The organism is Actinomadura barringtoniae (assembly GCF_017573505.1).
Lineage (GTDB): Bacteria > Actinomycetota > Actinomycetes > Streptosporangiales > Streptosporangiaceae > Spirillospora > Spirillospora barringtoniae.
The window spans coordinates 288,309-300,194 of record NZ_JAGEOJ010000005.1 but is presented as its reverse complement, the minus strand read 5'-3'; the positions used below and the strand labels follow the sequence as shown (position 1 = coordinate 300,194).

The 11,886-nt window shown below is 71.1% G+C and carries 9 protein-coding genes; 3 read left to right on the top strand and 6 right to left on the bottom strand.

From position 1 onward, the window contains the following. Position 1: 1 nt before the first annotated feature. The 4 genes from J4573_RS14230 to J4573_RS14215 form a co-directional block, all read right to left on the bottom strand. The gene (locus J4573_RS14230) at positions 2-1,192 is read right to left on the bottom strand and encodes an SDR family NAD(P)-dependent oxidoreductase (RefSeq protein ID WP_208255900.1); all 1,191 of its coding nucleotides are present in this window, start codon (positions 1,190-1,192) and stop codon (positions 2-4) included. A gap of 2 nt (positions 1,193-1,194) precedes the next feature. Beyond that, on the bottom strand, positions 1,195-2,409 hold the full coding sequence (locus J4573_RS14225) for a DegT/DnrJ/EryC1/StrS family aminotransferase (protein WP_208255899.1): 1,215 nt from the start codon (positions 2,407-2,409) through the stop codon (positions 1,195-1,197). A 7-nt stretch (positions 2,410-2,416) separates the two neighbouring features. Further along, complete coding sequence (locus tag J4573_RS14220; RefSeq protein ID WP_208255898.1) at positions 2,417-3,847, bottom strand: YveK family protein; 1,431 nt, start codon at positions 3,845-3,847, stop codon at positions 2,417-2,419. Between the two features lie 258 nt (positions 3,848-4,105). Further along, positions 4,106-4,783, bottom strand: a complete 678-nt coding sequence (locus tag J4573_RS14215; RefSeq protein WP_208255897.1) for a response regulator — start codon at positions 4,781-4,783, stop codon at positions 4,106-4,108. 333 nt (positions 4,784-5,116) lie between these two features. On the opposite strand from J4573_RS14215, the gene galE reads away from it, so the two are divergent. Next, positions 5,117-6,130: a UDP-glucose 4-epimerase GalE gene (gene galE / locus J4573_RS14210; protein WP_208255896.1), complete on the top strand. Its 1,014-nt coding sequence runs from the start codon at positions 5,117-5,119 to the stop codon at positions 6,128-6,130. An 82-nt stretch (positions 6,131-6,212) separates the two neighbouring features. Here galE and J4573_RS14205 read toward each other — a convergent pair whose 3' ends face one another. Then, complete coding sequence (locus J4573_RS14205) at positions 6,213-7,694, bottom strand: cellulose binding domain-containing protein (protein WP_307796629.1); 1,482 nt, start codon at positions 7,692-7,694, stop codon at positions 6,213-6,215. 30 nt (positions 7,695-7,724) lie between these two features. Continuing rightward, entirely contained in the window at positions 7,725-9,344 is a 1,620-nt protein-coding gene (locus J4573_RS14200; protein ID WP_208255895.1) for a beta-N-acetylhexosaminidase, read from the bottom strand. A 237-nt stretch (positions 9,345-9,581) separates the two neighbouring features. Here J4573_RS14200 and J4573_RS14195 point away from each other — a divergent pair, with 237 nt between their 5' ends. Both J4573_RS14195 and J4573_RS14190 read left to right on the top strand, forming a co-directional pair. Continuing rightward, a complete protein-coding gene (locus J4573_RS14195) occupies positions 9,582-10,448 on the top strand; it encodes a GntR family transcriptional regulator (RefSeq protein WP_208255894.1) in 867 nt (288 codons plus the stop codon). A gap of 163 nt (positions 10,449-10,611) precedes the next feature. Beyond that, entirely contained in the window at positions 10,612-11,886 is a 1,275-nt protein-coding gene (locus tag J4573_RS14190) for an extracellular solute-binding protein (RefSeq protein ID WP_307796628.1), read from the top strand.

Below are 11,886 nucleotides of genomic sequence, written 5' to 3'. Positions count from 1 at the left end.
CTCACAGGCCGGGCGGGTCGGGGCTGCAGCCCGCGTCGCAGAACGAGGGGGAGTCGCCCGGTCCGCGCTGGGGACGCGGGCGGCGTGCGGGGTGGTATTCGGGGAGCAGCCGGCGCAGCAGCAGCCGCACCTCGTCCTCGTCGCCGTCGCGGGCCGCGCCGCACAGGGCGTCCAGCAGCTGCGGCAGCCCGGCGGGCGGCGGCGCGGGACGGGTGGCCCAGATCTTGGGGTGCGCGGTGCGGATCCGGCGTTCGGAGTCGGAGAAGGTCTTCTCGGCGAGCTTCTCGCCGGGGCCGAGGCCGCTGAAGCGGATCGTGACCTCGGGCAGCCGCAGCTGCTCGGCGTACCGGTGCACGAGCTCGATCACCGGCACCGGGCTGCCCATGTCCAGGACGAACGTCTCGGCCTCCTCGGCGAGCGCGGCGGCCTCCAGCAGCAGCCCGGCGGCCTCGTCCACGGTCATGAAGTGGCGCGCGACCTCGGGATGGGTGATGGTGACGACCTCACCGGAGGAGATGCGGTGCGCGAGGATGCTGAGCAGCGAGCCGGGCTCGCCGATGACGTTGCCCACCCGTACGGCGGCGAAGCAGGTCGGCCCGCCGGTCGCGCCCTGCAGCAGCATCTCGCCGAGCCGCATCGTCGCGCCGAACACCGACGTCGGGTCGGCGGCCTTGTCGGAGGAGACGAAGACGAGCCGGTCGACGCCGTGGCGCACCGAGCCGTCCACGACGTTGCGCGTGCCGAGCACGTTGTCGGTGACGCCGCGGCACGGCGCGCACTCGACCTTGACCAGCTCGTTCAGCGCGGCCGCGTGGAAGACCAGCTCGGGCCGGGCCGTCCGCAGCGTGTCGTGGATGGCCCCGGTGTCGCACACATCCGCCTCGGCGAGGTCGATCCGGCTCATGTCGAGCTCGCGCAGCTCGTCGCCGAGCGCGCTGAGCTTCGGCCCGTCCTTGTCGACCAGCCAGACCGCGGCCGGATCGAGCTTGGCGACCTGGCGGCTCAGCGCCGAGCCGATCGTGCCGCAGGCTCCCGTGATCAGCACCCGCCGCGCCGCGATGGCCCGGCGTCCGCGCAGCCCCGCGAGCACCACCTCGTCCCGGCCCATCAGCCGGGCGAGCGGAGACGTCTCGGCCGGAACCGGGACGGTGGTGGCGGTGGTGCGCACGCGGCGCCACGAGAACCTGCGCACGGTCAGCTCCGGGTCCGCAGAGCCTCGGTGACGGCGCTGATGACCCGGTCCTGGCCGTCCACCGACAGCCCCGGGTACAGCGGAAGGGACAGCAGTTCCTCGGCGACCCGGTCGGTCACCGGCACGGTCGCGCACTCGTCCGCGCCGAGGATCTCCTGGTAGGAGGTCATGTGGCTGGCGGGGATGAAGTGCACCGAGGTGCCGACGCCCGCCGCCTCGAGGTCGGCGATGAGGGCGTCACGGTTCTGGACGCGCACCTGGTAGAGATGCCAGGCGTGCTGGACGCCGTCCAGGCTCCGCTGAGGGAGGACCAGGCCGGGCAGGTCTTTCAGAGCCTGGTCATAGCGGGCGACTATCTCCGCGCGTAGCTGCTGCCAGCCAGGGAGTGCCCCTAGCTGCGCCCGGCCGATGGACGCCTGGATGTCGGTCATGTTGGCCTTCAGGCCGACCGTCTTCACGTCGTACCGCCAGCTCCCGCCGGGCAGGTACCGGCGCCAGGAGTCCTTGCTCATACCGTGCAGCCGCATGGCCCGCACCCGGTCGGCCAGGCCCTGGTCGCTGGACGCGACCGCGCCGCCTTCACCGATGGGCATGTTCTTGGTGGCGTAGAAGCTGAAGCAGGCCGCATAGGAGTTCGCGCCCACGGGAACGCCGTCGCGTGCCGCGCCCGGTCCGTGCGCCGCGTCCTCGATGACGCGCGTACGGTCGAGCCCGGCGGCCTCGGTGAGCGCGGGCACGTCCACCGGGTAGCCGCCCTGGTTCTGCACGATCATCGCTGCGGGCCGGGTCCGCGCGGCGGCCGCGGCGGTCGTCGCGACGCTCGGAACGAGCGTGTCCTCGTCGATGTCGACCAGGACGGGCCGGTGCCCCGCGTGCAGGATCGCGTTGATCGCGCCGCAGAACGTCAGGCTCGGCGTGAGCACCGGCGAACCGGGCGGCAGTTCCATCGCGCGCAGGCACAGCTCCAGCGCCGTGGTGCACGAGGCGACCGCGACGACGTGCGCGGCGCCCAGATAGTCGGCGAAGTCCTGCTCGAAGGCGCCGGTCTGCGGACCTGTGGTGACCCACCCGGAGTCCAGCACCTTGACGACGGCGTCGGAGACCTCGCCCGCGAACGACGGGACCGCGAACGGGACGGTGCTCTGGGCCTGCTGCCCGGAGGCATTGTCGCCGCCGGTCTGCTCGGCGCCGGTCTTTTCGGCGTTGGTTGTGCTCATCCGCTGTTTACCCCTTGATCTTCTTTGAAGCGGCGGCGACCCCCAGCAGCGGCCAGCCGGCGGCGGTGACCAGGTCCTGCACCGACTCCAGGTCGGAGATCAGGGTCACCGGACCGGCCACCGCGACCACGCCGACCTCGTCGTCGGAGCCCGGGTCGATGTCCTCGAAGGCGTGCACGTGACACTGGGCGCGCAGCATGACCGGCTGCACGGGCTGGGTGACGTCGGTCGGCGACACGACCTCGCCGGACGACTGCTTGGTCATGACCGAGGACCCCTTGCCGGCCCGTACGACCGACGTGCTGCCACCGTCCTTGGGCGTCCCGCCGTCCTTGCCGGGCGCCTTGACCTGGCCGTTCGCCCCGGCGGCGGCGCTCCCGTCGTCGTCATCGCGGGCGGCCTTCGGCGCGACCTTTTTCGGCGCCCCGGGCGCGGCGCCCGCGCGGGCGGTGACGAGCTTGGTCTCGTCGCCGTACACCGCCGCGGCGACCTTGGAGATCAGCTCCGCGGGCAGCGGTTCCCTGCCCGCGTTCACCAGCGTCACCTGCGTGACGCCCGCGCGCTTGGCCGACAGCCGGATGCGGCGGCCGAGGTCGGCGAGCTCGGCGTCGGTGCGGTCCACCCAGCCGAGCAGCGGAACGCCGAGACGCTTGGCGACCCGGCCCTGCCCGGGGATGGTCGGCCGCACCATCTCCATCACGACCGCGATGAGGATGCCCGCGATCAGCCCGACCAGGCCGCCGATCGCCGCCATCATCACGACCGGGTTCGTACGCGGTGCCAGCACCGCCGGCTGCACGACCGAGGCCTCGCCGGCCGCCGACAGCTGGGTACGCAGCTCGCTGCGGCTGTCGCGCAGGTCGGTCAGCTCGGCCTGGACGCGTTCGCGCTCGTTGCCCGCCGCGATGTCGGGCACCGGCACCTGCCCGGCCTTCTGCGCCAGCGGGCCGAGCCGCTTCTCCAGGTCGCGGACGCGCTTGTCGATGTCCTTCAGCTGGCTGTTGATCGAACCCTGGTTGGACTCGTTGATCTCGTCCACCACGGCGGTGCCGATCGCGTCGGTGAGCTTGCGCGCCACAGTGGCGTCGCGGTCCTTCACCGACAGCTCGACGACCGTCGAGGTGCCGAGGCCGGTCACCGAGATCTGCTTGGCGACCTTGTCGGCGTTGCGGTCAACGTGCTGCGCCTGCAGCACGTTCTGCAGCAGGTTGTGGCTGGTGGCGAACGCCTTGACCTGGCTCACCACGATGCTGACCCCGGCGTCCCCGGGTGCCGCGTCGGTGGCCTTGCTGGTCGCCTGCAGCCGGGACTTGCCCGCGTACGGAGGCGTCTGCCCGCTCATCACGTATCCCACGAGCAACATGGGGAGAACCGTCATGACCAGCAGGAGCGCCCAGTAGCTGCGAACCACTCGCGCGGCGACTTCGTCGATCTCCACGATCAATCCCCTCCGGTCTCCGTTGCGCCGAGCGTAAGAAGCCGTCAGAGGGGCCGAATCGCCCAACGAGACGATGGACCGCTACGACGTTTGCACCACCGCGCCAGGATTCGGCGCCTGAGGCGGGCGTTGGCCGCGGGCAGCCGGAGACGCGGTCAGCCGCAGTGACCGAGGTGGCGAGGCCGCGGGTCAGTCGGGGTAGCCGGGGTGGCGAGGCCGCGGGTCAGTCGGGGTAGCCGGGGTGGCGAGGCCGCACGGTCAGTCGGCGTGGCCGGGGCGCATGCTGGGGCGCATGCCCGCTCGCATGGCGAGGGTGATGGCCTCGAGCGCGGAGTGCATGTCGAGCTTGGCCAGCAGGTTCTGGGTGTGGGTGCGCACGGTGTTGGCCGACAGGCCGAGGCGCGCCGCGATCTCCGCGCGGTTCAGGCCGTCCACCATGCACTGCAGCACCTCGCGCTCGCGCGGCGTGAGCTCGGCGAGCACCTGACCGCCGCCGCCCGGCTCGGGCCGGTCGTCCAGCAGCCGGCGCAGCACGTCGCCGAGCATCTCCGGCGGGATCCAGCCGCCGCGCCGGGCCGCGCTGCGGATCACCTGCGCGACCAGGTCGGCGCTCTCGGTCTTGGACAGCCACCCGATCGCGCCCCGGCGCAGCGCCTGCACCATCGCGTCCAGGTCGCTCATCGCGGTCAGCACCACCACGCGCACGTCCGGATGCCGCTCGCGGACCTGGTCGAGCACGTCCAGGCCGTTCTCCACCGCCAGCGTCATGTCCAGGACGATCACGTCCGGACCCTCCGTCGCGGCGAGCGCGAGCGCGCGGCGGCCGTCGGGGGCGACCGGCAGGATCACCAGGTCGGGCTCCCGCCCGAGCCGGGCCGCCAGCGCCTCGGCGAACAGGGCGTGATCGTCCACGATCAGGACGCGGATGGGCTGCATGCCCCGACGATGCCGCGTGCGCGGCCGCGGCGGATCCTGCAAACGCTGTACTCGCATCTCGGGGGCCGGGTGAGGCCACGTGCACGGGCTGCGACGGCGCGGCGCGCCCCGAGGTGGAAAACGGATCCGCACGAACGCGCCGGCGGACCCGACCGAACCGGACGCCGGGTCCGTCCCCGGGGCGAATCGCGCGCGGACGCCCGTTCGGGGGCACGGGTTCACGCCCGTCCGCACTCGGTCAGTTGCAGGATGCGACGTTGACCGTCCGCAACCCCCTGTTGATCCTGTGCGTACAGATCCAAGGGGAAGCTCAACGGATTCAGGGGATGTGCCGTGAAGGTCCTGATTACCGGGGGAGCCGGGTTCATCGGTAGCACCATCGCCTCGGCGTTCGCCGAGCGCGGTGTCACCCCGATCGTGCTCGACAACCTGATCACAGGCCGGCAGGAATTCATCGACGGAAAGGTCTTCTACCAGGGCGACATCGGGGACGGAGAGCTGGTCGACCAGATCTTCCGAGACCACCCCGACATCACCGTCACCGTCCACTGCGCGGCGCTCATCGTCGTGCCCGACTCCATGACCGATCCGATCCGCTACTACCGGGTCAACGTGACCAAGACGCTCGACCTCGCCGGGCACCTGGTCCGCAACGGCTGCGACCGGATGATCTTCGCGTCCACGGCCGGCATGTACCTGCCGGAGGCCGATCTCTCGGTGACCGAGGAGTCCGAACTCGCGCCGCAGAACCCCTACACGCGCTCGAAGATGATGGCCGAGCTGATGCTCGCCGACCTCGCCGCCGCGAATGGCCTGCGGGTCATCTCGCTGCGCTACCTGAACCCCATCGGGGCCGATCCGCAACTGCGCACGGGCCTGCAGAACAAGAAGCCGACCCACGCGCTGGGCAAGATGATCGAGTCGTACGAGCTGGGCGTGCCGTTCAAGATCACCGGGGTGGAGTGGGACACCCGGGACGGCACCGCCATCCGCGACTACATCCACGTGTGGGACATCGCCCGCGCCTTCTACGAGGCCGCGAGCCGGTTCGACGCGATCCTGCCGCCGGTGCAGCCCGCCGGACGGCAGCGGCCGTACGAGGTCATCAACCTCGGAACCGGCGACGGGACCACGGTCCGCGAGCTGGTCACCGCGTTCCAGGAGGTCGTCGGCGACGGCTTCCGCGCCGAGGAGGCCCCCGCCCGCCCGGGCGACGTCGTCGGCGCGTTCGTCAACCCGGTCAAGGCCTGGGAACTCCTCCACTGGAAGCCCGAGTACACGATCGGGGACGCGATCCGGCACTCGCTCCAGTGGGCCGAGCGACGCCGCGAACTCGACGTCGCCTGAGCGGCGGCGTCGCCTGACCGGTTCGCGGCCGACCCGGCGCCGGTACTGACACCGGCGCCGGGTCACGTCGTCGGTTGCGGAACTAGGGCTGGGGGACGGTGTCCACCCAGGTCGTGCCCGCCGTCCGGTACGCGTTGACCTTGGCGGTGACCTGGGCCGGGGTGAGCGTGGCGCCCTGGGCGTGGAACACCCAGTCCACCTGCTCGCGGTAGGCGCGCGGCGTCGAGGCGCCCTGCAGCCCACCGGAGATGAACCACTGGTTGAAGTTGATCGACATCGGGGTCTCCGGGTAGTACGGCTCGCCGTGGTCGGCGACCTGCTGCCCGTCGATGTAGTACCTCATGTGGCCGCCGGCGACCTGGATGACCAGGTCGTGCCAGCCGGCGAAGCTCTGCCGGATCTCGTTGTGGGTGTTGATCGCCTGCCAGGGGTCGTTCTGGTAGGTCTCCCAGCTGGTCATGTAGATGATGTTGCTCTGCTCGCCCCAGCCGCCGTTCGGCAGGTACTCGAAGTCCATCTCGCCGTAGTCGGGATCGAGCGGCGCGTTCAGCGGGGTGATGGTGAAGAACGTCTGGACGAGCTGGTCGCCGTCGGGGCCGCCGGTCGCGGGCGCGTCACTGAAGTAGACGCGGGCGCCGTAGGTCCCCTCGCGGAACTTGCGCTGGTGGTAGAGCTCGGTCTGGCTCGTTCCGCCGCCGGTGCCGTCGGTCGAGCTCTCCAGCTGCATCACGGGGTTGCCGCCGACGGTGGGGAAGGTGACCTTGGACGGGTCCCAGGTCGCGCCGGGCACCCCGGGCCCGCCGGAGTACGAGCGGACCGTCCAGCCGCGCTGGCTGATGCGGGCGTCGGAGCTGGAGGCGTAGGAGAAGTCGTCGAACAGCACACCGCTCGTGGGCGGGTCGGTCGGCGGGTCGGTCGGGGGATCGGTGGGCGGGTCGGTCGGGTCGGAGCCGTCCGGGGGCGTACCCCAGACGCGGGCGCCGTCGCGGTAGACGGTCACCTTGGACCAGTCGGCGTAGGAGGTCTGGGCGGAGCCGAACGAGTAGTCGTCGCTCTGCCGGAGCGTGGCCCAGTTGCTGCGGTAGAAGCGCAGCTGCAGGTCACCGGTGTCGGCGCCGGGGGAGAGGGACCCGGCGCCGGAGGTGAACGAGACCTCGAGGTAGCGGTCGGCGGTCGAGGAGTTGAGCGTGCCGAACGTTCCGTGGACGTTGGCGCAGCCGCGCACGGCCCACGAACAGGCGAACACGTACGAGGCGCCCGCGTCGGTCTTGAAGTAGTAGCGCAGGGTCAGGCCGCTGAGGGGAACGGCCTGCGACCCGTGGTTGACGATCTTGAACCAGGGTTCGGCCTGGTCGGCGGTGGCCCCGGTGGCGCTGGTCCGGTACTGCGCGTGGATCTCGTCGGCGGCGGACGCGGGCGCGGCGGTCAGCAGGGCGGCGGCGACGAGCGCGACGCCCGCCGCGGCCGTCGCGGTCGTCGCCGCCAGCGCGGCGCCGAGGGTTCTGCGGTCTGGTCTTGGGCGGCCGGGTCTCCGTTGCGGTCGGGGGCGGGGCGGTGAGGTCACGATGGATCTCCTCTCATTGCGTGACAGATCTCATGGCGTGACGGCTCTCATGGCGTGACGGACGTCCAGGGCGTCGAGGCGTGCCAGGTGCCCGGCGAGGCGTTCCTGGAAGTCGGCGGGATCGCGCGGCACCGCCGACCAGGCGACCTCGGCGAGGGCGCACAGGCGCGGGAAGGTGAGGTAGTCCACGTCGTGGGGCGTACGGGCGAACTCCGACCACAGCTGGGCCTGAGTGCCGAGGACGCTGAAGCCGTTCGACGGGCCGTTCGTGGAGTCGTTCGAGAAGCCGTTCGCGGAGCCGTTCGCTGACTCGGAGGCGTTCGCCGGGCCGTTCGTGGAGTCGTTCGTCGGCTCGAACGCGTGCATCGGCTCGAAGGCGTAGACGTCGGAAAGTGTGGTGGTGCGTCCGGGCTGGCCAGGGCGTTCATCGGGGCCGTCGGTCTGCGCGTAGTCCAGGTAGGTGTGCCGCCAGGGCGCCATGACGACGGGATGGCCGCGGCGCGCGGCGGTCGTGCCGTACGAGATGTCGCGCCAGGCCATGACGGTGACGGCCGGGTCGAGCGTGCCGCCCGCGACGGCCTCGTCCCAGCAGATGGGGAGGCGTCCGGCGCGCAGGATGTGGCCGGTCATCTGGCCGACGAACCACCCGTAGAGATCCTCGGGCGCGGCGAGACCGAGTTCGGCGGCGCGGGCGCGCGCGGCGGGGTCGGCCTTCCACTCGCTGGTCGGGCATTCGTCGCCGCCGACGTGCACGTACTGGCCGGGGAAGGTGTCCATGATCTCGTCCAGCACGTTCCGGCAGAAGCCGAGCGCGGCGTCGTGCACGCCGAAGACGTGCTCGCTGATGCCCCAGTCCGACCACACCGGCAGCCGCTCGCCGGGCCGGTTGCCGAGCTCGGGGTAGGCGGCGAGCGCGGCGCGCGCGTGTCCCGGCATGTTGAACTCCGGAACGAGCCGTACGCCGCGTTCATCGGCGTAGGCGGCGAGGGTGCGCAGCTCGGCCCGCGTGTAGAAGCCGCCGTGCGGGGTGCCGTCGCGGTGGGACGTGCCCGCCGGTCCGATCAGGCTCTCGGTGCGCCAGGCGCCGACCTCGGTGAGCGCCGGGTAGCGGTCGATCTCGATCCGCCAGCCCTGGTCGTCGGTCAGGTGCAGGTGCAGCACGTTGAGCTTGTGGAACGCCAGGACGTCCACGAGGCGGCGCAGGTAGGGGATGGGCTGGAAGTGGCGGGCGACGTCCAGCATGAACCCGCGCCAGGCGAAGCGCGGCGCGTCGTCGATGCGCCCGTACGGGATGCGCCACGGCACGCCGGCGGGCGCGGGGTTCTGGCTCAGTGCCTCGACGGGGAGCAGTTGCCGGATCGTCTGAACGGCGTGGAAGAGCCCCGCCTCGGTCGCCGCACGTGCGTGAACGCCGTCTTCGTCGATGCGGAGCCGGTAACCCTCGGGCTCAATGCCATCCGTGGCGTCCAGCTCAAAACGGATCGACCCGGTTGGAGACGGCGGCAGGGGTAGGCCTGTGGCCGGGGCCAGCGAGGAGCGCAACAGGTCTGCCGCGCGTTCGGCACCTGGACGCGCCCGCAGGGAGGTCGCGGCATCGAGCTCGAAGGCGCCGCCGGGAGCCTCCAGCTTGACGGGACGGGGAACGATCACCGGGCCTCCTGAGGACTCACACGGTCTTGCGACGGCGGACTCGCGACGGCTCAACTGGTAAAGCCAGACTGGAAAGTGGCATAGACCAGTTGGCTCGTCAAGAGGTGGTTACCTAACCAGTGGCCTGAACTGGCATACTGGTCCGCACGCGGGCAACGGCTGGTATGTACGCCGGGCGCCGGTGGAAATGGGCGGAAAATGGTCGTGCCGAGCCGACCGAGCGACCGAGGGGGAGCGATGGCCAAGCAGGAGGGCGCGCTCAAGCGCGAACGTGTCCGGGACTTCCTGCTCGAACTGGTCGAGTCGCGGTCCCCGGGGGACGCCATCCCGTCCGAGCGCGTGCTGTGCGCCGAGCTCGAGGTGGCCAGGCCGACGCTGCGCTCGGCGATCGACGAGCTGGTGCGGGCGGGCATGCTGGTCCGCGAGCACGGCCGGGGCACCTTCGTCGCCGAACGGAAGATCACGCAGGAACTGGTCGCGGAGGACCGGACGCTCGCCCTCCCGCAGGCGCAGGGCGTGTGGGAGAGCCAGGTGCTGACGTTCGAGACCATGCCCGCCGGCCCGCGGGTGGGCCGCCGCCTGCACATCTCGCCCGGCGCGCCGACGGTCTACATCTCGCGGCTGCGCCTGGTGGACGGCGAACCGATGGCGATCGAGCACCTCTACCTGCCGCAGGCGATCGCCCCCGGCCTGACCTTGGACGACCTGGAGTCGGGCTGCCTGTACGAGCGGCTGCGCGACCGGCACGGCGTGCACGTTCACGAGGCCGTGCAGTCGATGGAGGCCACGGTCACCCAGCAGTCGGAGTCGGAGCTGCTGGCCGTTCCCGACCTGTCGCCGGCGCTGCTGTTCGAGCGGCTGACCACCGACACCACCGGGCGGCCGGTCGAGTACGTTCACTCGATCTACCGGGGCGACCGCTACCGGACGGTGTCGCGGCTGACGCTGGGGGATCAGCCGGGCGGCGCGCCTTCCGAGGGGTCACCGGGTGCGCCGCGCGCCGGTGCCGCCGGGGAGCACCACCCCGGCATTCCGCCCGATGACCTGGCCTATCGCGGTGACCTGCCGAGCTCGACGGTCGGCGAGGTCCAGCCCGCCTTCTGAGCCCCGCCCTCGAAGCCGTTCGTCGGGCCGCTTCGGCGGGCGCTTCCTTGGGCGGCTCCTCAGGCCTCGCATTCCTCTCTTGACAGCCGAACTGGTCCATGCCAATGTTCGCGCACTGGTGCAGACCAGTGAGTGGACCAGTTGAGTTCAAGGAGGATGGCCCGTGAAGCAGGGATTGCTGCGCGCCATCGGGGTGACGGCGTGGGCGGCGACCGTGGCGGTGGCCGCGGCCGGCTGCGGCGGCTCCGGAGACGACGCCTCGTCCGGCGGTAAGACCGGCTCGACCACGCTCGCCGTGTGGCTGATGCGCGACACCGCCAGCGACGACTTCGTCAAGGCCTACAAGTCCGACTTCGAGGCCGCGCATCCGGGCGTCCGCCTGGACGTGCAGATCCAGGAGTGGGACGGCATCGGCGAGAAGATCAGCAGCGCGCTGGCCAGCAAGGACGCCCCCGATGTCATCGAGGTGGGCAACACCCAGGTCGCCCAGTACGCCGCGAGCGGCGGCGTGACCGACCTGTCCGACCATGCGGCCGAGTGGGGCGGCAAGGACTGGCTGCCCGGCCTCGCCGAGCCGGGCAAGGTCGACGGCAAGCAGTACGGCATCCCGTTCTACGCGGCCAACCGTGTCGTCATCTACGACAAGAGCAAGTTCAGCAAGGCGGGCATCACCGCGCCGCCCAAGACCCGCGACGAGTGGCTCAAGGACACCGGCAAGCTCAACACCGGTAAGCAGCAGGGCATCTACCTGCCCGGCCAGAACTGGTACGTCCTGTCGGGCTTCGTCTGGGACGAGGGCGGAGACCTTGCCGTTCAGGAGGGCGGCAAGTGGAAGGGCGCGCTTTCCACCCCTCAGGCGCTCGCCGGCATGGACTTCTACAAAAAACTGCAGGCGCTCGGAAAGGGCCCCAAGGACTCCGACGAGGCCAAGCCCAACCAGATCGACGTCTTCGCCAAGGGCGACGTCGCCCAGTTCATCGCGACCCCCGGCGCGGCCAACCTGGTCGCCAAGGCCAACCCCAAGCTCAAGGACCGCATGGGCTTCTTCCCCATCCCGGGCAAGACCGCTGACAAGCCGGGCACGGTCTTCACCGGCGGCTCCGACCTCATCATCCCCATGGCCTCCAAGCACCAGTCGCAGGCCATCGAGGTGGTCAAGTCCCTCACCGGCGACCGCTGGCAGAAGGAACTCGCCCAAGCGATGAGCTACGTGCCCAACAAGCTCACCCTCACCTCCGCGGTCAGCTCCCAGCCGGGCACCGCCGCCATGGCCGCAGCAGCGGTCAACGGCCGGGCCACCCCCAATTCCCCTGACTGGGCAGCGGTCGAGGCCAAGAACCCCATCAAGGAGTACGAGACCAAGGTGCTCACAGGCGGGGACCCGGCCGCAGCTGCCCGGGAGGCCGACGACATCATCACCAAGGCCCTGAACTCCTGA